Genomic DNA, 20,552 nt, shown 5'->3' on the forward strand with positions numbered 1-20,552 from the left:
AATGGCTTCTATTACGCTCGCTGAATTAGCGGAAAAACTGGGTGCTGAATTGCACGGTGATGGCAGCGTACAAATCAGCGCAATCGCAGGTATGGATAAAGCTGGCGAAGGGCAAATTACATTTCTGTCCAGCAGTAAATACCGCAAGCACCTTGCCGAATGCCAGGCAAGTGCCGTGATGGTCAAGGAAGCCGACCTCGCTTACTGCACCGGAAATGCATTGGTGATGAAAGACCCGTATTTGGGTTATGCACTCACAGCACAACTATTGGACAGTACCCCTCCATGCGCGATTGACATTGCACCGAGTGCATATGTTTCACCTTCAGCCCAATTGGGTGATGGTGTATCCATCGGTCACAATGCAGTGATTGAAGACGGTGTTGAGCTGGGCGACAACGTTCAGATTGGTGCGGGTTGCTTTGTCGGTAAAAATGCCAAGTTAGGGGCAAACACACGCCTTTGGGCGAATGTGACGGTTTACCATGACGTGGTTATAGGACAATCTTGCCTGATTCAATCTGGTACTGTTATTGGCTCTGATGGTTTCGGGTATGCCAATGACAAAGGGCGCTGGGTGAAAATTCCACAGGTAGGCCGGGTGGTGATTGGTGATCGTGTCGAAATTGGTGCCTGTACGACCATCGATCGTGGTGCGCTCGAAGATACTGTGATTGCTGATGGTGTGATTATCGACAACCAGTGCCAGATCGCGCATAATGTTTCGATCGGTGAAAACACTGCCATTGCTGGCGCAACGGTGATGGCGGGCAGCCTTAAAGTCGGCAAGCAGTGCATCATTGGTGGTGCGAGCGTCTTTAATGGCCATATGGAAATCACAGATGGTGTCACGATCACCGGTATGGCGATGGTGATGCGACCTATCACTGAACCTGGTATGTATTCTTCAGGTATTCCTCTTCAGACGAACAAGGAGTGGCGCAAAACCGCTGCCCGGGTCCTGAAGATTGAAGAGATGCATAAACGATTGAAAGCCGTTGAAAAACAACTGGAAGACAGCGAGTAACAGCCGTCCGCAATGGCCTACTCTGGTGGTTTTGTGTGCGTGGATTTTGAATGGAAACGCCCGTGAACCTGCAGTGTAGGCCATTTGTGTTCTCAGTCACTTCAACGACCTATAATAAGTATTTCACACGGGAATATAACTTTGAGTCGCGAAAATAAAATCCTGACAGTTAACGAAATTAAAGACTTGCTGCCACACCGTTATCCTTTTTTGCTGATTGACCGCGTGACCGATTTTGAAGAAGGCAAATACCTTCATGCGATCAAAAATGTGTCAGTCAACGAGCCTCAATTTACCGGGCATTTCCCGCAACTGGCAGTTTTCCCTGGTGTACTGATCCTTGAAGCCATGGCTCAGGCAACGGGCTTGTTGGCGTTCAAAACGTTTGGCCAACCAAAAGAAAACGAGCTTTACTATTTTGCCAGCATCGACAACGCAAAATTCCGCACGCCGGTAACCCCAGGTGATCAACTTGTTCTGGAAGTTGAATTTATCAAAGAGCGCCGTGGCATTGCTGCGTTTACCGGTGTGGCAAAAGTTGACGGCAAAGTCGTATGCTCTGCTGATCTGAAATGTGCCAGAAGAGAGTTTTAACCGTGATTCATGAAACCGCACAAATCCACCCAACAGCCGTTGTTGAAGAAGGCGTAACGCTTGGCGCGAATGTCAAGATTGGTGCGTTTTCATTCATTGGTGCTGGTGTGGAAATCGGTGAAGGCACCGAAGTCAACACTCACGTTGTGATCAAGGGACCAACCAAGATTGGCCGTGACAACAAGATCTTCCAGTTCGCTTCTATTGGCGAAGAGTGTCAGGATTTGAAATATGCGGGTGAACCAACCACATTGATCATTGGTGATCGCAACACTATCCGTGAAAGTGTCACCATGCACCGTGGTACGGTTCAAGATAACGGCGTCACGAAAGTGGGCAGCGATAACCTGTTCATGATAAACGCTCATGTAGCGCACGATTGCACTATTGGTGATCGTTGTATCTTTGCCAACAATGCAACTCTTGCGGGTCATGTGACTGTGGGTGACTATGCGATTGTGGGCGGTATGAGTGCGATCCACCAATTTTGCACCATTGGCAGCCATTGCATGCTGGGCGGTGGCTCCATCGTGGTTCAGGATGTGCCGCCTTACGTGATGGCTCAGGGTAACCACTGCGCACCATTTGGTATCAACGTAGAAGGGCTGAAACGCCGCGGCTTTGAAAAGAGCGCCATTAAAGCGATTCGTGCTGTTTATAAGGTGCTTTACCGTTCGGGGAAAACCCTGGAGGAAGCCAAACAGCAAGTGGCGGAAATGGCAAAAGAAGAAGAAGCACTTCAGCTTTTCATCGATTTCTTTGCCAAGTCAAACCGGGGCATCATTCGCTAATGACCAAGCCACTTCGAATTGGAATCGTCGCCGGGGAACTCTCCGGCGATATTTTAGGTGCCGGTTTTATCCGCGCGGTAAAAGAACAGTATCCAGATGCTGAATTTGTTGGCATCGGGGGGCCGCGCATGAAAGACCTCGGCTGTGAAACCCTGTTCGATATGGAAGAACTGGCTGTCATGGGGCTGGTGGAAGTGCTTGGTCGATTGCGTCGGTTGCTGCAAGTGAAACGTGAGCTGGTGGACTACTTTATTGCCAATCCACCGGATGTGTTCGTCGGCATCGATGCGCCGGATTTTAACCTTCGGTTGGAAAAATCCCTCAAAGAAAACGGAATAAAAACGGTGCATTATGTCAGCCCCAGCGTCTGGGCCTGGCGACAGAAGCGTATTTTTAAAATCGCCGCCGCGACTGATCTTGTGTTGGCGCTCCTACCGTTTGAAAAAGCGTTTTACGACAAATTTGATGTGCCATGCCATTTTGTTGGTCATACCATGGCGGATGCTATCCCTATGGTCAGCGACAAAGATGCCGCTAAAGCCTTATTGGGACTGGAGCAGGACAAACGCTACCTTGCTGTTCTGCCGGGAAGCCGGGGTGGCGAAATGAAACTGCTGGCACCGGTGTTCATTGAAACCTGCAAACTGCTCAAAGCAAAATACCCCGATTTGGCATTTGTGGTTGCCCTGGTGAATGAAAAGCGCCGGGTGCAGTTTGAACAAGCCTGGCACCAAACAGCACCAGAGATCGATTTTGTGTTGGTTGACGATACTGCGCGTAATGTGATCACCGCTTCTGATGCTGTGTTGTTGGCGTCCGGTACGGTGGCACTTGAGTGTATGCTGGTCAAACGGCCGATGGTGGTGGGTTACAAAGTGAATGCCATTACCGCCTGGATTGCCAGACGCATGCTGAAAACCGAGTTTGTTTCTTTGCCCAATATCCTTGCTGGCCGCGAGCTGGTGCCAGAACGGTTGCAGGAGGCCTGTGTGCCAGAAATCCTGGCGCAAGATGTTTCCGGGTATTTGGAAAGTGACAATGGCGCTTTGATGGCTGAATTCACCCGTTTGCATGACATCATCCGCTGTGATGCCGATAAATCGTCGGCAGAAGCGGTATTGAGATTAATAGGACGCTAGTCGATGGACTTCGAACCTTTTGTATATCCTGATGCCAGGCTGATTGCCGGCGTGGATGAAGTGGGCCGTGGCCCGCTTGTCGGTGCGGTTGTTACTGCTGCCGTGATCTTAGATCCCAATAACCCGATTGAAGGCCTGACCGACTCTAAAAAGCTGACAGACAAAAAGCGTGCCGTGCTGTTTGATGAAATCAAAGAAAAAGCGCTGGCTTGGTCACTAGGGCGTGCTGAACCGGAAGAGATTGATGAACTCAATATTCTCTCCGCAACCATGCTGGCCATGGAGCGCGCAGTTGTGGGTCTGAACATCAAGCCTGATTTTGTGCTGATTGATGGTAACCGAGTGCCCCAAGGGTTAACGGTTCCCGCACAGGCTGTGGTGAAAGGAGACCTTCGTGTGGCCGAAATCAGCGCCGCGTCGATTCTGGCGAAAGTGGTGCGAGATCGTGAAATGGAAGCGCTTGATGCCAAATATCCCCAATATGGCTTTGCCAAGCACAAAGGCTACCCAACCAAGGTGCATTTTGAAGCACTGGCTACTCATGGTGCTATCCCTGAGCACCGTAAGAGCTTTAAGCCTGTTAAGACGGCGCTTGGCATTGCATAATGCTTGTCGGGGAGGAGCTTACTCTCCCTGCATTCAATACAATAAATCAGTCACGTAAGAGTACTATGTCAGACCCACGCTTTATTCATCTCCGTGTTCACAGTGACTTTTCCATGGTTGATGGCCTTGGCAAAGTACCGCCACTGGTCAAAAAGGTGGCAGAGCTTGGTATGCCCGCCATGGCATTGACAGACTTTACCAACCTGTGTGGCTTGGTGAAGTTTTACAACACGGCACAAAGCAGCGGTGTGAAGCCGATCATCGGCGCTGACTTTAAAATGCAGACAGACACCTTTGGTGATGACCTTTGCCAAATTACCGTGCTGGCTGCCAATAATGCCGGGTATAAAAACCTGACATTACTGATTTCAAAAGCCTATCTTCGCGGTCATATCCAGCACCAGCCAGTGATTGACCAACAATGGCTGGCAGAGCTTAAAGAAGGCCTGATTATCCTGTCTGGCGGCAAAAATGGCGATGTGGGCAAGGCGCTGCTGAAAGGCAATATGGCGCTGGCGGCGCAGTGCGCGGCTTTTTACCAGACGCATTTCCCAGACGCCTACTACATTGAGCTTATCCGTACCGGTCGTGCTGACGAAGAGGCCTACCTGCACTTTGCCGTGGAGTTTGCAGAAGAGCAGGGATTGCCGGTAGTTGCCACCAATGAAGTGTGCTTCCTGAACCCGGATTTGTTTGATGCCCACGAAATCCGTGTCGCCATCCATGATGGCTATACCCTTGAAGATCCGCGCAGGCCGAAAAATTACAGCCCACAACAATACCTTCGCAGCGAAGAGGAAATGTGTGAGCTGTTCCAGGACATTCCGGAAGCCCTGGCAAACACGGTAGAAATTGCCAAGCGCTGTAATGTGACGGTTCGCCTGAATGAATACTTCCTGCCAAACTTCCCGACAGAAGGCATGGAAATCGGTGAGTTCCTGATCAAAAAATCCAAAGAGGGGCTGGAGGAGCGTCTCGAGTTTCTGTTCCCGGATCCTGAGGTGCGTGCCGAAAAACGTCCGGAATACGATGAGCGTCTGGATATCGAGCTTCAGGTGATTAACCAGATGGGGTTCCCGGGTTACTTCTTGATCGTGATGGAGTTTATCCAGTGGTCGAAAGACAACAACATTCCAGTGGGGCCGGGGCGTGGTTCCGGTGCAGGCTCGCTGGTGGCGTATGCCCTGAAAATCACCGATCTGGATCCGCTGGAATTTGATCTGCTGTTCGAACGTTTCCTTAACCCGGAACGTGTTTCCATGCCTGACTTCGATGTCGATTTCTGCATGGATAAACGTGACAAGGTGATTGATCACGTCGCCGAAATGTATGGCCGTGATGCAGTATCACAAATCATTACTTTCGGTACCATGGCGGCAAAAGCGGTTATCCGAGACGTCGGTCGGGTGCTGGGTCACCCTTACGGCTTCGTTGACCGTATTTCCAAGTTAGTGCCACCCGATCCGGGTATGACACTGGCGAAGGCATTTGAGGCAGAGCCCCAGCTGGCTGAACTTTATGAAGCTGACGAAGAAGTTCGTGAGCTTATTGACACTTGCCGTATCCTTGAGGGGTGTACCCGTAACGCCGGTAAACACGCGGGTGGCGTAGTGATATCGCCGACAACCATTACGGATTTCGCACCACTGTATTGTGACAGTGAAGGCAATTTCCCGGTAACCCAGTTTGACAAGAACGACGTGGAAACCGCCGGTCTGGTTAAATTTGACTTTCTGGGGTTACGTACCCTGACCATTATCGACTGGGCGTTATCGATGATTAACCCGCGTCTGGAGAAAATGGGTCAGGCGCCAGTGCGTATTGACGCTATTAAAATGGATGATCAGGCGTCATTCCGGTTGCTTCAAAACGCGGAGACAACGGCGGTATTCCAGCTTGAATCGCGGGGCATGAAGGAACTGATAAAGCGCCTGAAACCTGACTGTTTCGAAGACATGATCGCACTGGTGGCGCTGTTCCGTCCGGGGCCACTGCAATCGGGCATGGTAGATAACTTTATTGACCGTAAGCACGGCCGTGAAGCAGTCTCATACCCGGATGAAAAGTGGCAACACGAATCACTGAAAGAGATCCTTGATCCCACCTACGGCATCATCCTCTATCAGGAGCAGGTGATGCAGATTGCACAGGTGCTCGCGGGCTACTCACTCGGGGGCGCTGATCTTTTGCGCCGTGCGATGGGTAAGAAAAAGCCCGAAGAGATGGCCAAGCAACGGGCAACCTTCGAACAGGGCGCGATCAAAAATGGTGTCGACGGCGAACTGGCGATGCGCATCTTTGACCTGGTAGAGAAATTTGCCGGGTACGGTTTTAACAAATCGCATTCTGCCGCCTATGCACTGGTTTCCTACCAGACGCTTTGGCTCAAAACCCACTTCCCGGCAGAATTCATGGCAGCGGTGATGACGGCTGATATGGATAACACCGACAAGATTGTGGGACTGGTGGAAGAGTGCCGCCGGATGAAACTCACCATACTGCCGCCGGATGTGAATGCGGGTCTTTACCGTTTCAATGTGAACGAGAAAGGTGAGATTGTTTACGGTATCGGGGCGATCAAAGGGGTGGGTGAAGCGCCGATTGAAAACATCATCAAGGCCCGTGAAGAAGGCGGATACTTCCGCGACTTGTTCGACTTCTGTGCCCGCATCGACACCAAAAAAGTGAACAAGCGCGTGATTGAGAAACTTATCCAGTCAGGCGCGATGGACAGGCTGGGACCACACCGTGCCGCGATGATGGCATCACTGGATGACGCGCTGAAATCAGCCAGCCAACACCATCAGGCGGAAGCGTTTGGTCAAACGGATATGTTTGGCGTGCTGACTGCTGCACCGGAAGACGTTGAATATAAATATACCAAGGTACCGCCGTGGCCGGATAAAGTCTGGCTGGAAGGGGAGCGAGAGACCTTAGGGTTATATCTTACAGGTCACCCGATAAACAGCTATGTGAAAGAGCTGAAACATTACATCACCTGGCGCCTTGAGGATGCCCATGCCACTAAACGTGATGTGGTATCAACGGTCGCGGGGCTGGTGATTGCAGCCCGTGTTATGACCACCAAACGGGGGACACGTATCGGTATCCTGACGCTGGATGACCGATCAGGCCGGATGGAAGTGATGTTGTTCTCAGATGCGCTGGAAAAGTATCTGGATCTCATCGAAAAAGACCGAATTTTGGTGGTATCCGGACAGGTCAGCTTTGATGACTTCAACGGTGGCCTTAAAATGTCGGCACGAGAAGTGCTTGATATATCCCAAGCGCGTGAAAAGTACCTGCGTGGTCTTGCTATCTCTGTGACTGACAGGCAAATTGATAACAAATTTTTTGAACGGTTCAGTGATATTCTGGAGCCACACCGTGCCGGTACGGTACCGGTGAACCTTTACTATCAGCGTGACAATGCGCGTGCCAAATTGGTCTTAGGTGCGGAGTGGCGTGTTACACCGGATGACAAGCTGATCGACGATTTAAAAACGCTGCTCGGCGACAAACAGGTCGAGCTGGAATTTGACTGATATTTAGGCCTCGTCAGGAATGGGCGGGGTGACGTTATTACCTGAACAGGATTCTTTCTCTATGAGTCTTAATTTCCTTGAATTTGAACAGCCAATCGCGGAATTGGAAGCAAAAATCGAAGCTCTGCGTGTAGTGTCCAAACGCGGCGACGATCCAGAGGCTGTCAATCTGGATAAAGAAATCGAGCAATTGGAGACCAAAAGCGCCGAGTTAACCAGAAAGATCTTCAACGATCTGGGGGCATGGCAGGTTGCACAACTGGCACGTCATCCCTGTCGCCCTTATACACTCGACTATGCGGACCTGATCTTTACCGAGTTTGAAGAGTTGGCGGGTGACCGTGCTTACGCAGACGACAAGGCGATTGTGGGGGGAATGGCGCGTATCGACGGACGCCCTGTGATGATCATTGGCCACCAGAAAGGCCGTGAAACACGCGAAAAAGTGATCCGCAATTTTGGTATGCCAAAGCCGGAAGGTTACCGTAAAGCGTTGCGCCTGATGAAAATGGCGGAGCGCTTCAAGATGCCAATCATCACCTTTATCGACACTGCTGGTGCTTATCCGGGCGTCGGGGCAGAAGAGCGTGGTCAGTCTGAGGCGATTGCCCGTAACCTGAAAGAGATGGCAGGCCTGACGGTGCCGGTTATTGTCAATGTCGTCGGTGAAGGTGGCTCTGGTGGTGCATTGGCTATCGGCGTGGGTGATTATGTCAACATGTTGCAGTACTCAACCTACTCGGTTATTTCGCCAGAAGGCTGTGCGTCTATCCTTTGGCGTGATTCTGATAAAGCACCACAGGCAGCAGAGGCAATGGGCATGACGGCGCCGCGCCTGAAAGAGTTGGGGCTTATCGATAACATCATCGAAGAACCAATGGGTGGAGCACACCGCGATTTCGCGAAGACAGCAGAAAACATCAAGGCGCACTTGTTGACTCAGCTTGAAGAGCTGACACAAATGGATCCTGATGTCCTACGTGAGCGTCGTTACCAGCGTTTGATGAGCTATGGTTACTGCTAAGTCATCTTGATTGATACCGAAAGGGCCTGCGGGCCCTTTTCCGTTTTTTGGAACATCAACAACATGTTCCGGTGAGTAACTCTTCTGCTATGATTCGGATAATTCTGTATTGAGAGGCACGTATGTTGTTCTCCCTGTTTGAAAATGTGCTTGATGCGTATACACCCCAGCCGCGTCAGATTGTTCTGGCTTTCAGTGGTGGGGTAGATTCCCGCGTTATGTTGGATTTGCTCGCGACCTACCGGGATATTCACCCCCAGCACCGTTATCTCGTCATTCATATTCACCACGGCTTGAGCCCAAATGCCGACGAATGGATGATGCGCTGTGAAGCTTGGGCGACAGAAGCGGATTTTGCATTCAAGGGGGTTTGCGTCACCCTGAATCAGCGGGAAGGGAATCTGGAAAACGCGGCGCGTGAGGCCCGCTACCAAGCCATTCTCAACCACGTAGAAAATGACGCATTGGTGCTGACCGGACAACATGCTGATGATCAGGCTGAAACCTTCCTGCTTGCTCTCAAACGTGGCAGTGGCCCCGCCGGGCTTGCTGCCATGCCGGTAACAAGGCAATTGGGCCATGCCATGTTATGTCGTCCTTTGCTCAGTGTCAGCCGAAGAGAAATAGAGCGTTATGCTGATGATCAGGGGCTGAGTTGGCTTGAAGATGAAAGTAATCTGGACTGTCGCTTTGATCGTAATTTTATCAGACAACAATGGTTACCTATGGCGCAAGAACGTTGGCCGGGTCTGGTGAAAGCGATCAACCGCACGGCGCGTCACTGTGCTGAGCAAGAGGCGCTGCTGGATGCGCTTTTGTCAGGTTATGACCATCAGGTGATGCTGGCTGACGGAGGGCTCTCTATCAGCGCGTTGATGGCATTATCCGGTAACATGCAGACAGCGATGACACGGCGCTGGCTGAAGAAGACCGCAGGTGTCGTACCTTCGTCAGTGCAGATGCGTGAGCTTCAGGTTTCAGTGATTGAATCGGCACAAGATGCCAACCCATCACTTCAATTAGGCCCGGTAGAGGTGCGTCGTTACCAAGGCACACTCTATGTTGTTCCTCCTCACCAAGATGTATCGGCATGGACAGGTCAGCTGGAGAGAGGAGAAACACTGGGTTTACCAGATGGCCTTGGGGAGATTGCACTTCAAACCGTGGGATTTGGGGGCAAGATAAGAGCACCGTTTGCCAATGAAACCGTGAGCGTTACGTTTAATCCTGAAGGGCTATCTGCCCACCCTGCAGGAAGACAGGGTAAGCGAAAGCTTAAAAAGCTGTTTCAGGAATACGGAGTGCCAAGCTGGGAAAGACGCAGAACCCCGATCCTATTCTATGGCCCAAAAATTGCGGCCGTTGCCGGTCTGTTTGTGTGCGAGGGATTTGTTGGCGGGGAGTGTGAGCTTGTCTGGCACAAATGCCATGCCTTCGATGCGTGAATACGTGTAAAGTGTAACAATTTAGTCAAATTAACCAAACTAACTGAAAAACAATAAAGCGAGGAAGTGATGAAACAACTGTTACCTTTAGGTCTGGCAGCACTGATGATGGCAGCCCCTTCGTTTGCAGCAGGCGATGCTGCAGCAGGAAAAGCAAAAGCAGCCATCTGTGCAGCGTGCCATGGCGCAGACGGTATTGCATTGATTCCGGGGTACCCTAATCTTGCAGGCCAGAATGAGCAGTATCTGGTATCGGCATTGAAAGCGTATAAAAACGGAGAGCGTACCAGTGCACAGGCGATGATCATGAAGCCTCAGGCAGACATACTGAGTGATGCTGACATGGCTAACTTGGCAGCCTACTTCTCGCAGATGAAATAGGCGCCTCAATAGCAATCACGTAGAGAGCCATGGCCTTTGCCTTGGCTTTTTTTGTTTCTGGTGGTGCGATTACCTAAACTGGTTGTGCTCTGGCAGGTACTCAAACCCTGCAGTGGCCAGTTTGGCTTTCAGTGCGGCTTCATCAATATCGAAGTATGTGGTGAGCTCATTCAGAGAGCTGAATTCATCACGTAATTTCATGTTCACGATACTCATCAACATGATGGTATCCATGCCTTCAAAGTTTTTTAGGTTCATTATGCATCCTCGTGGTCACTGATCAGCAGATTCGCGGCGGCAAAGGCGGCTTGTTCACGCTTTTCTTCCGGAATGCGTTCATCAGATGCGATGGCATCCAACGCGCGGATGGCGCAGGCAATGGCACTTGGGATATACCCCTGTTCGCCGCTGCCAATTTCTGAATAGCGTTGACGGATCAAATCGCAACATTCGTAGACTTTCATAGCCACTCCTTTTATAAAACCAAGGAAAATATAACGCAAAAAGCGCCGTAATGGAGCGTTGAAGCTTGATTGGGTGGGGGTTAGCGATGTCGAGATTTATTGCGGTACATGCTTCGGTCGGCACGTTCAAAGATTGACATATGATTGTCGCCCTGACGGTAGGCGGTACAACCGACGGAGCTGGAAATGTTGTGGGCTGACAACAGTAAGTCTTTGGCAACCAAGGATTTGAGACGTTCGTTTACCAACTGTGCAGATTCTTTTGTAGCCGGTGTCAAAATGACCGCGAATTCATCACCACCAATGCGATAGCAGCGGTCAGAGGCGCGAATGGCTTCTTTTAGTAACAAGGAGAAGCGGCGTAGCACGTTGTCGCCATCTAAGTGACCATAGGTATCGTTGACCTGCTTGAAGTTATTCATGTCGAAAATCATCAGGATCAGACCATGGTTGTTCCGCTCGGTCATTGCAATAGACTGGCGGAGATCCTGTTCAAAACTGGTTCGGTTATTTAATCCGGTCAGGCTGTCAAGCAGGGCCATGTTGCGTACGCGGTTATATTCAATCGCATTACTTAAAGGGCCAGCCAGTAAACGGTGATAAGTATGGATAAGGGCCGTTTCGTCATCATCGAGCTTGTAAGGGGTGCAGTATTGCAGCATGCCCAGCGGGGTGTTGGTGAATTTCAGTGAGAAGGTCTGGCGGTAGTCTGATGATCCTCCACGCCGGACGATATGGGAAATTTCTTGGTGCTCCCAGATCAGGCGGGTAATGTCGATTTGTTTTTCAAGCTCTTGGGTGAATGCATCAAATAACGGCGCGATATCCAGCTGTCCTTGAAGTTTCTGCATCACCATCAGGCGTTGATCCGCGCCCAAAGGAACACGACGGGTTTGTATCGCCGCTTTTTTAATTTGTTCCAGTTGCGTACTCATCGAATTTGCCTCAGAAACCTAACACTGTCACTGTTTATGCTTTAATCAATAAAAGCAAAAAGCGTTCCAATTTTGAGGTGCTTTTGTACTTCATCAGTGAATAGAGATCACTCGCCAGCGAGAAATGCAGCTAAATCAGTTCGACGATCCTGAGCATCTTTATAACCCATGTCAATTAACTGATTGATGTATTTTGATTCAAACAGCAGATAACTGGTCATGGCTGTATCTTCAACGGGACTGATGCCCAGTATTCTCATCAATCCTCTCACTGCAATAGGCATGTCGCAGTAATAGCGTTCGACGAGTGACTCAAAGGGCTCGGAAGGAGACAGGTGGAAGGCATCGACTTGTCGCAATGACAGTGCTTCAGCTTTTGTCTTTGGCATGGCGTTAACCAGAGCATTCATACGATCAAGATGCTCAAGGTCTGCCGATAACGTGTCGGCAAAAATTGCATCCATCAAGTGTCCGCCCAGAGCGGCCAGTCCGGGAGCATGGGCAAGGCCATGGCTTTGCTCAGATTGACGGGGGTTTAAATCAATGATGAGTACCCGTTCTGCCCCCATTTTTAATGCGGGCCGTAATGGTGCGATTTGGTGAACGGAGCCATCGCCATAATAGCTATGACCAATTTGTGAGGCTGGGAATACAATAGGAATTGCGGAGGATGCGAGCAAGTGTTCGGTGGTGATCTGGCTGGGAATACCTATCGCCCGTGAACGCGTCCAGGGTTCAATATCCGGTTGCCCCTGATAAAACGTGACAGATCGGCTGGTCTGGTAGTTGGAGGCGGTGATCGCCAGTCCCCGTAAATTACCTGTCATTATCTGGTGTTCTATCTTATTGAACTGAAGCACATTATTTAAGAGTGTACGAAGAGGGCGGTTGTCTAACAAACCAAAAGGGGGATCGCAATGATACTGGGCCTGCATACGCGCAAAGCCTTGTCGGCCAATATGGTAGAACATGCCTGAAAATGAGCTTTTGAATATATCCGGTGTTGAAAGATGAGTCCAAAGCCAAGACAGTTTTTTGACGCCGAGTCGGAAACATGACGCATGGCAAGCCAGTGAGGTGGCATTCAGCGCACCGGCTGAGGTGCCACAATAAATGGTAAATGGGCTGTGATGTACCCGCGGATACCATTCCGCAATGGCCTTCAATACCCCGATTTGATATGCCGCACGAGCACCACCGCCTGTTAACAGCAAGGCAATATGCTTCTGTGGAGAAGGTGGGGGGGGGTTGGCTACCATAACCTGATTACCTGTTGGATTGTCTTTCTTTTCAGTATGAACCAGAAGCGTTGCTTGGGTATAAGCTTGGGTATAAAAAGGAGGGAAGCTTACTTCAGCCATGCTGGTAAGGCACTTATCCGTTAAAAGAAGAGAGAAGGCGTTGGGGGCGCTTTTATGGATATGAGATTGTGAACGAAACAGCAGGTTTCAACGAAAATGGCGTCCTGTAAAAACGCCTCCAGTTGGAGGCGTTTGATAGAACAGGAGAGCATTAAGCCAGTTTTGCTTTTACAAACTCAACCATGTTTTCCATGTCTACCGGCACTTTTTCACCGTCACGGCGGTGCTTGTATTCAAATACACCGTTGTCCATGCTGCGCTCACCGATAATGATAGTATGTGGGATACCAATCAGTTCCATGTCAGAGAACATAACACCCGGACGCTCTTTACGATCATCAAACAGCACTTCAATACCTGCAGCAGTCAGTTCTGCATACAGTTTTTCAGCCGCTTCTTTCACACGCTCTGACTTATGCATGTTCATTGGCACGATAGCCACAGTGAATGGTGCAATGGCGTCAGGCCAGATGATACCGTTTTCGTCATGGTTCTGTTCAATGGCTGCGGCTACAACGCGTGATACGCCGATGCCGTAGCAACCCATTTCCAGGATCACGTTTTTGCCATCTGCGCCCAGAACACCACAGCCCATCTTCTCAGAGTAATTGGTGCCCAGCTGGAAGATGTGACCCACTTCGATACCGCGTTTCAGCTGGATAGTGCCTTTGCCGCATGGGCTTGGGTCACCTTCTACCACATTGCGGATATCTGCCACGTCACCCAGTTCAACATCACGACCCCAGTTGATACCGAAGTAGTGTTTGTCATCGATGTTTGCGCCAGCGCCGAAGTCACTCATCACCGCAACGCTGCGGTCAACAATGAATGGTACTGTCAGGCCAACCGGACCCAAAGAGCCTGGGCCTGCGCCAACCACTGCGCGAATCTCTTCTTCTGTTGCAAACTGCAATGGCGCTTCAACTTGAGGCAGTTTCTCGGCTTTGATTTCATTGAGCTCGTGATCGCCGCGAACCAGCAGGGCAACCAAGTCAGCATCAACCGCGTCAGACGCTTTCACAAACAAGGTCTTAACGGTTTTCTCGATAGGCAGGCCGAACTGTTCAACCAACTGCGCGATAGTTTTTGCATCAGGCGTGTCGACCAGTGTCATTTCCTGGGTTGGTGCCGCACGTTCACCTGCAGGCGCAACGGCTTCGGCCATTTCAATGTTGGCGGCATAATCCGATTCGCTAGAGAAAGCAATGATGTCTTCACCGCTGTTCGCCAGTACGTGGAACTCGTGAGAAGCAGAACCACCGATTGCACCGGTATCAGCAAGCACTGGGCGGTAGTCGAGGCCCATACGGTCGAACGCTGCACAATACGCAGTGTGCATTGCTTCATAAGATTTTTGCAGGCCTTCTTTGTCGAGGTCGAAGCTGTACGCATCCATCATCGAGAATTCGCGTGCACGCATTACACCGAAACGTGGGCGCACTTCATCACGGAACTTGGTCTGGATTTGATACAGGTTCAAAGGAAGCTGCTTGTAAGAGTTCACTTCATTGCGAACCAGCGACGTGATCACTTCTTCCGCTGTCGGGCTTAAAACAAACGGACGCTCATGGCGATCAGTGAAGCGAAGTAGCTCTGGCCCCATCTTTTCAGAACGGCCAGTCTCTTCCCATAGCTCAAACGGCTGAACCACGGGCATCAGGGTTTCAATCGCACCTGCGTTATTGATTTCCTGACGAACGATATTTTCAACCTTTTGCAGCACGCGCAAACCGGTTGGCAACCAGGTGTACAGGCCTGAAGCCAGTTTGCGGATCATGCCGGCACGCAGCATCAGCTGGTGGCTGACCACTTCTGCGTCATTTGGTGTTTCCTTCAACGTAGAAAGAAGGTATTTACTGGTACGCATCTAAGCTATCCGTTTATCTATTTACAGTAAGGAGGGTATGAGTGCGTCATATTACCAGCGAGAGACCTATTCACCAAAGGCTTCTATCGCTGTGACAGTGATAATGGGTTCATCAACGGTAAACTTTACATTCAAGTCAAATAAATGAACCGCATACTCTTTGGTATCAGGTTTCCCCTTTCTATAAGCAGGCCTTGGATCCTGGGCGAGGACTTCTTTAATCACTTGCTGTTTATGCTGGCCTGATAGGTCTTTTGACAGTATATGCATGGCAGCTTCACTGAATTGGACATCAAGTGTAGATGGTGCTTCTGCTGCATAACCGCCAATAGCATCAGCAATGGCATCGGAATAAGGGATATAAGGTTTGATATCAATCACTGGCGTGCCATCGACCAAATCACAACTGCTGATATCAATAATGATATGGCCTTTCTCTTGTCTTATGCCTTTTAACGGAACCACAGACATACCAATCCCGTTAGGGCGGAATGTTGCCCGGCTTGCAAACACCCCAATACGTTCATTTCCACCTAAACGGGGGGGGCGGACAGTAGGCGTCCATCCCTGCTCCAGATTCTGGTGAAATAAAAACAGTATCCACAGATGGGAAAATTGCTCGATGCCCCGAACGGTATCGGGATTATTGGCGTCATTTTCCAAGACAATTGAAGCGATGGCACTGGGGGCCAGACCGGGTTGGCGTGGTATTGCAAACTTTTCTTTAAAGGGCGACTGTATATGACCGACAGGTGTCAGCGAATAGCTCATAAGCAAGTATCTCTCAATTCAATCGTTGGCACTTTACCATAGATAGCTAACTCACCAGCAAGTGGTAAGAATGCGTGTCTTTATCCCCATCATGGCGGGTGCTTGCGCCCCCAATGCATGTCATAATTGCCCTGTAACTATGTATAGAGGGTAGAGCTTTGGCCAGACCAGCGGTTTTTGTCGATAGAGATGGTGTCATTAATGTGGATCACGGCTATGTCAGTACCACAGATGATTTTGAGTATATAGACGGCGTCTTCGATGCATGCCGTGCATTTAAGGAAATGGGCTATCTGCTTGTGTTGGTGACGAACCAATCTGGTATTGCACGAGGCTACTACACCGAAGATGAGTTCTTGAGCCTGACCGAGTGGATGGACTGGAATTTTGCCGATAAAGGCGTGGATTTCGATGGCATTTATTATTGCCCACATCACCCTGATTATGGCGATGACAGATACAAGCAGGAGTGCGATTGTCGCAAGCCACAACCGGGTATGTTCTTTTCTGCGCGAGACTTCCTGAATATCGACATGGGTAAGTCTGTCATGATAGGTGATAAAGCCGACGACATGCGAGCAGCAGAAGCGGCTGGCGTGGGTACGAAAATCCTGGTTCGTACGGGGAAGGCGTTATCAGAAGAAGGTGAGAAATTAGCCACTGTCGTGTTAGACAGTATTGCGGATGTGCCAGATTACCTACGCAATGCTAAATGAGGCGCATTGACATCGAGCAACTGACCCGAAGAGTACCCTCAGTATTCCAATGACTGAGGGTATTTTTATACCTGTCGCCGTTGATATTGACAGAAGCATGAAGATGGAATGACAACCTGTGTAATTTGTGCATTGAGAGCATTTTCCTGTAATTCATGGCAGTTATTTCTCCATTTTTATGCAAAACAAAGAGTTAAAAATGCTTATTACCGGACAATGACGTTAGGGATCGGACAGTTTATGGATGTGAACTTATTGATCTTGATCACAAAAAGAGGATGGATTGGCGGGAAATATCGTTTCAGGCCACAGTGACGAATTAATACACGGCTAATAAACCATCTTTAATTTATAAAATATTGTATTTTTTGTTTTTTAACGCAATTAATAAGTATAAAATTCTAAATAAAATCCAAATACAGAATATGTAACTTATGCTTTCGGGGGTTGTATTGATAAATATTTTTTTGAGGGGTGATCGCTGATCGGATCCCATAAACGCTGTGATCTGACGATCTTGATAGGATCCAGCGTCTGGCTGTTCGTTTTAGCGCCTTGGAATGTTTAGAATAGCGGCAGAAGGATCCTTGTGCATCCTTGGGTCAGCAAACTGCGAAGTGGAAGAGGTAAAGAGGCTGCAATGGAAAATCACTGCCCGGACTGTGGGTCGTACCTGACATGGGGTGATGGCATTTATCACTGCAAGAAATGTGAAAAATGCTTTTTAAAACAGGCGTTTTGTCTGGCTTGTGAATCACAGTTGGAAAAGCTGCAAGCGTGCGGATCGACCAGTTATTTTTGCCACACCTGCAACGAGCTTAAATCGAAGTCGAGTGCGAAGATCGTATTCGAGCCGTAAAAAACGGTGTGAGATACCGTCTGTGATGTCCTGATCCTAGTTGATGGTTGACTGGATCTCACCATCACCAAATGACGAGATGATCTGATCCCCGGATTTCAGCATGGATACAGAGCGGATCACTTCCCCTCTCTCGTTACGGGTAATGGAATAGCCACGTGCCAGAGTAGCCAGTGGGCTGACTGCATCCAGTGTTTCCATCTTAAGCGCCAGTGCATGCTGGTGTTGGCGTAATTGCCTGCGCATTGCGTCAATAAGGCGTTGCTCCATATAGCCCAGCTGGGCTTTCTGCCCGGGGATTTGATTGGCGGGTGAGTAGCGTTCCAGTTTCTCAAGCGCCCTGTCCAGACGCTGTGCGTCGGTTTGCAGCCGGTAGCGTATGGATTGGTGCAAACGCCTTTCAAGCTCATCAAGCTGCTGTGCCTGATGCTGCAGGCGTGCTTTCGGGTGTTGCAATGCCAGACGGTGTTGCAACCGGGTCAGTTGCTCCAGTGAGCGGCTTAGATGGCGACTGAAGGCATGGGCAAGCCGGTCTGTGCGCTGTGAAAGTTGTTGTGCGCGAACCGAGGTATCACGGCTGACAAGTTCTGCAGCAGCGGATGGAGTAGGAGCGCGCACATCTGCCACGAAATCCGCGATAGTTACATCAATTTCATGGCCAACAGCACTTACGATAGGAATCGTGCTGGCGGCAATGGTACGGGCGACAATTTCTTCGTTAAAGCACCAGAGATCTTCGAGTGAGCCACCGCCACGTCCGACGATCAGTACATCACACTCATTGCGGCTGTTGGCACGTCCAATCGCCTGTGCAATCTGGATGGCGGCATCCTTACCCTGTACCTGGGTCGGATAGATCACCACCGGCAGGCTGGGGTCACGGCGTTTCAGTACATGAAGGATATCGTGCAGTGCAGCACCGGTACTGGATGTCACCACACCAACGCGCTTTGGTTGCTCGGGCAGCGACTTTTTCAGGCTGGCAGCAAAGAGCCCTTCCGTGGCTAATTGCATTTTCAGTTTTTCGAACTGTTGTTGTAGCAGGCCGTCACCTTCCGGTTGCATGCTTTCAACAATGATCTGGTAGTCGCCGCGCGGTTCATATAAAGAGAGCCTTGCACGCACCAGCACCTGGTTACCGTTAGCCGGTTTGAATGCAACGCGGCGGTTATTACCTTTGAACATGGCACATTTCACCTGGGCCTGGCGGTCTTTCAGGGTGAAATACCAATGGCCAGAGGTTGCCATGGTGAGGTTTGAGATCTCGCCAACCAGCCAGACAATACCCATTTCGTTTTCAAGCAATAAACGGACTTCGGCATTCAGTCTGGAGACTGTATAGATATTGTTGTTGGTGAGATTCATAGCGAAATGCATCTTTTTTTCAGCAAGATGAAGCCATGTTAAAGAGGGCAAATCTGAAAGCCAAATGATTTCGCAAAAATCTGTAGCCAAACGTTTGCGCCGTCAGTATAATGCGGCGGCAATATTTTGAAGTCCCTTATATTATTTTGGCGTGAGATATTGCAATGTTACGAATAGCTAAAGAAGCCCTTACTTTTGATGATGTACTGCTGGTTCCAGCACACTCCACAGTTCTGCCGAACACTGCCGACTTGCGCACACAGCTGACCAAATCTATCTCTCTGAACATTCCGCTGATCTCTGCGGCAATGGACACAGTGACCGAAGCGCGTCTGGCGATTGCGCTGGCTCAGGAAGGTGGCATTGGCTTTATCCACAAAAATATGTCTATCGAGCAACAGGCTGAGCAGGTTCGCCTGGTGAAGATTTTCGAAGCCGGTGTGGTTTCCAATCCTATCACTGTGACGCCGGAGCAAACCATTGCAGATGTAAAAGCCCTGACCGAAAAACATGGCTTTGCTGGTTTCCCAGTGGTGACGGAAAACAACGAGTTGGTCGGGATCATTACTGGTCGTGATGTCCGTTTCGTCACTGACCTAAGCCTGAAAGTGGCAGAAGTGATGACGCCGAAAGAGCGACTGGCGACGGTTAAAGAGGGTGCAAGCCCGGAAGAAGTGCAAAAGCTGATGCAAAAGCACCGCGTAGAGAAAATTCTGGTGGTGAATGATGACCACCACATCGCGGGTATGATCACAGCAAAAGATTTCCAGAAAGCTGAGCGCAAACCAAACGCATGTAAAGACGAGCAAGGCCGTCTGCGTGTGGGTGCAGCGGTTGGTGCCGGTGCTGGTAACGAAGAGCGCATCGCAGCACTGGTTGAGGCGGGTGTTGACGTTCTGCTTATCGATTCGTCCCATGGCCATTCCGAAGGTGTGCTCCAGCGTATCCGTGACACCCGTGCAAAATACCCTGATCTGCAAATTATCGGCGGCAACGTGGCAACCGGTGTAGGTGCAAAAGCACTGATTGAAGCCGGTGTGAATGCGGTGAAAGTGGGTATTGGCCCAGGTTCAATCTGTACTACCCGTATCGTTACCGGTGTGGGTGTTCCTCAAATCACGGCAATTTCTGATGCGGTTGAAGTGGCGGAACAATATGGCATTCCTGTTATCGCTGACGGTGGTATCCGTTTCTCCGGAGACCTGTGTAAAGCGTTAGTGGCTGGCGCATCGTGTGTGATGGTGGGCTCAATGCTGGCCGGTACCGAGGAATCTCCGGGGGAAGTTGAGCTTTATCAGGGCCGTGCGTACAAATCTTACCGCGGAATGGGCTCTCTGGGCGCGATGTCTAAAGGCTCATCTGACCGTTATTTCCAAAGTGATAACGCAGCAGACAAGCTGGTACCGGAAGGCATTGAAGGCCGTGTGGCATATAAAGGCCGCCTGAAAGAGATTGTCCACCAGCAAATGGGTGGCCTGCGCTCATGCATGGGACTGACCGGTTCTGCCACCATTGAAGATCTGCGTACCAAGGCTGAATTTGTGCGCATTACTGGTGCAGGCATGACAGAATCACACGCACATGACGTGACCATCACCAAAGAAGCACCAAATTACCGTACTGGCCAGTAATTCACCGCCCGTATTTTAAAGCATGGGGGTG

General features: G+C 50.1%; 19 protein-coding genes. 12 read left to right on the forward strand and 7 right to left on the reverse strand.

Going from position 1 to position 20,552, the window contains the following annotated elements; translation table 11 throughout:
* Position 1: 1 nt before the first annotated feature.
* From lpxD to AC6IB1_RS05260, 9 genes are all read left to right on the forward strand, one after another.
* Complete coding sequence (lpxD, locus tag AC6IB1_RS05220; protein WP_497568099.1) at positions 2-1,027, forward strand: UDP-3-O-(3-hydroxymyristoyl)glucosamine N-acyltransferase; 1,026 nt, start codon at positions 2-4, stop codon at positions 1,025-1,027.
* A 141-nt stretch (positions 1,028-1,168) separates the two neighbouring features.
* Positions 1,169-1,621, forward strand: coding sequence for a 3-hydroxyacyl-ACP dehydratase FabZ (fabZ, locus tag AC6IB1_RS05225; RefSeq protein ID WP_497568100.1), 453 nt, complete (start codon positions 1,169-1,171; stop codon positions 1,619-1,621).
* 2 nt (positions 1,622-1,623) lie between these two features.
* Positions 1,624-2,412: an acyl-ACP--UDP-N-acetylglucosamine O-acyltransferase gene (lpxA, locus tag AC6IB1_RS05230; protein WP_497568101.1), complete on the forward strand. Its 789-nt coding sequence runs from the start codon at positions 1,624-1,626 to the stop codon at positions 2,410-2,412.
* Positions 2,412-3,551, forward strand: coding sequence for a lipid-A-disaccharide synthase (gene lpxB, locus AC6IB1_RS05235; RefSeq protein WP_497568102.1), 1,140 nt, complete (start codon positions 2,412-2,414; stop codon positions 3,549-3,551). The genes lpxA and lpxB overlap by 1 nt, the downstream gene beginning before the upstream one ends.
* A gap of 3 nt (positions 3,552-3,554) precedes the next feature.
* Entirely contained in the window at positions 3,555-4,157 is a 603-nt protein-coding gene (gene rnhB, locus AC6IB1_RS05240; protein ID WP_497568103.1) for a ribonuclease HII, read from the forward strand.
* A gap of 65 nt (positions 4,158-4,222) precedes the next feature.
* Complete coding sequence (gene dnaE, locus AC6IB1_RS05245) at positions 4,223-7,702, forward strand: DNA polymerase III subunit alpha (protein WP_497568104.1); 3,480 nt, start codon at positions 4,223-4,225, stop codon at positions 7,700-7,702.
* A 61-nt stretch (positions 7,703-7,763) separates the two neighbouring features.
* Positions 7,764-8,726, forward strand: a complete 963-nt coding sequence (gene accA, locus AC6IB1_RS05250; RefSeq protein WP_497568105.1) for an acetyl-CoA carboxylase carboxyl transferase subunit alpha — start codon at positions 7,764-7,766, stop codon at positions 8,724-8,726.
* 122 nt (positions 8,727-8,848) lie between these two features.
* Positions 8,849-10,171, forward strand: coding sequence for a tRNA lysidine(34) synthetase TilS (gene tilS, locus AC6IB1_RS05255; RefSeq protein ID WP_497568106.1), 1,323 nt, complete (start codon positions 8,849-8,851; stop codon positions 10,169-10,171).
* Between the two features lie 69 nt (positions 10,172-10,240).
* A complete protein-coding gene (locus tag AC6IB1_RS05260; RefSeq protein ID WP_497568107.1) occupies positions 10,241-10,552 on the forward strand; it encodes a c-type cytochrome in 312 nt (103 codons plus the stop codon).
* 69 nt (positions 10,553-10,621) lie between these two features.
* Here the strand turns inward: AC6IB1_RS05260 and AC6IB1_RS05265 are convergent, their stop codons facing one another.
* The 6 genes from AC6IB1_RS05265 to tsaA all read right to left on the reverse strand — a co-directional run bounded on the left by AC6IB1_RS05265 (position 10,622) and on the right by tsaA (position 15,950).
* Positions 10,622-10,810, reverse strand: coding sequence for a DUF4250 domain-containing protein (locus tag AC6IB1_RS05265; RefSeq protein ID WP_497568108.1), 189 nt, complete (start codon positions 10,808-10,810; stop codon positions 10,622-10,624).
* Positions 10,810-11,016, reverse strand: a complete 207-nt coding sequence (locus tag AC6IB1_RS05270; protein WP_005506875.1) for a YaeP family protein — start codon at positions 11,014-11,016, stop codon at positions 10,810-10,812. Before AC6IB1_RS05270 ends, AC6IB1_RS05265 begins: the two co-directional genes overlap by 1 nt.
* Before the next feature lie 80 nt (positions 11,017-11,096).
* Positions 11,097-11,951, reverse strand: coding sequence for a GGDEF domain-containing protein (locus tag AC6IB1_RS05275; protein ID WP_497568109.1), 855 nt, complete (start codon positions 11,949-11,951; stop codon positions 11,097-11,099).
* Between the two features lie 107 nt (positions 11,952-12,058).
* Positions 12,059-13,210: a patatin-like phospholipase family protein gene (locus tag AC6IB1_RS05280; RefSeq protein ID WP_497569091.1), complete on the reverse strand. Its 1,152-nt coding sequence runs from the start codon at positions 13,208-13,210 to the stop codon at positions 12,059-12,061.
* A 253-nt stretch (positions 13,211-13,463) separates the two neighbouring features.
* A complete protein-coding gene (locus AC6IB1_RS05285; RefSeq protein ID WP_497568110.1) occupies positions 13,464-15,179 on the reverse strand; it encodes a proline--tRNA ligase in 1,716 nt (571 codons plus the stop codon).
* 66 nt (positions 15,180-15,245) lie between these two features.
* Positions 15,246-15,950 (reverse strand): tRNA (N6-threonylcarbamoyladenosine(37)-N6)-methyltransferase TrmO, encoded by a 705-nt coding sequence (tsaA, locus tag AC6IB1_RS05290; RefSeq protein WP_497568111.1) that lies wholly within the window; start codon positions 15,948-15,950, stop codon positions 15,246-15,248.
* Between the two features lie 158 nt (positions 15,951-16,108).
* Between tsaA and gmhB the strand changes: the two genes are divergently transcribed.
* Together gmhB and AC6IB1_RS05300 are read left to right on the forward strand one after the other, a co-directional pair.
* Positions 16,109-16,666, forward strand: a complete 558-nt coding sequence (gene gmhB, locus AC6IB1_RS05295) for a D-glycero-beta-D-manno-heptose 1,7-bisphosphate 7-phosphatase (RefSeq protein WP_497568112.1) — start codon at positions 16,109-16,111, stop codon at positions 16,664-16,666.
* 640 nt (positions 16,667-17,306) lie between these two features.
* Positions 17,307-17,525 (forward strand): YfgJ family double zinc ribbon protein, encoded by a 219-nt coding sequence (locus AC6IB1_RS05300; protein WP_497568113.1) that lies wholly within the window; start codon positions 17,307-17,309, stop codon positions 17,523-17,525.
* Between the two features lie 36 nt (positions 17,526-17,561).
* Here the strand turns inward: AC6IB1_RS05300 and xseA are convergent, their stop codons facing one another.
* Positions 17,562-18,890 (reverse strand): exodeoxyribonuclease VII large subunit, encoded by a 1,329-nt coding sequence (gene xseA / locus AC6IB1_RS05305; RefSeq protein WP_497568114.1) that lies wholly within the window; start codon positions 18,888-18,890, stop codon positions 17,562-17,564.
* Positions 18,891-19,054: 164 nt separating this feature from the next.
* On the opposite strand from xseA, the gene guaB reads away from it, so the two are divergent.
* Positions 19,055-20,521 carry an IMP dehydrogenase gene (gene guaB / locus AC6IB1_RS05310; RefSeq protein WP_497568115.1) on the forward strand — a complete coding sequence of 489 codons (1,467 nt, stop codon included), beginning with the start codon at positions 19,055-19,057 and terminating at the stop codon, positions 20,519-20,521.
* The last annotated feature ends 31 nt before the right edge of the window (positions 20,522-20,552 follow it).

The sequence above is a fragment of the Grimontia sp. THUN1695 genome, from assembly GCF_059704325.2.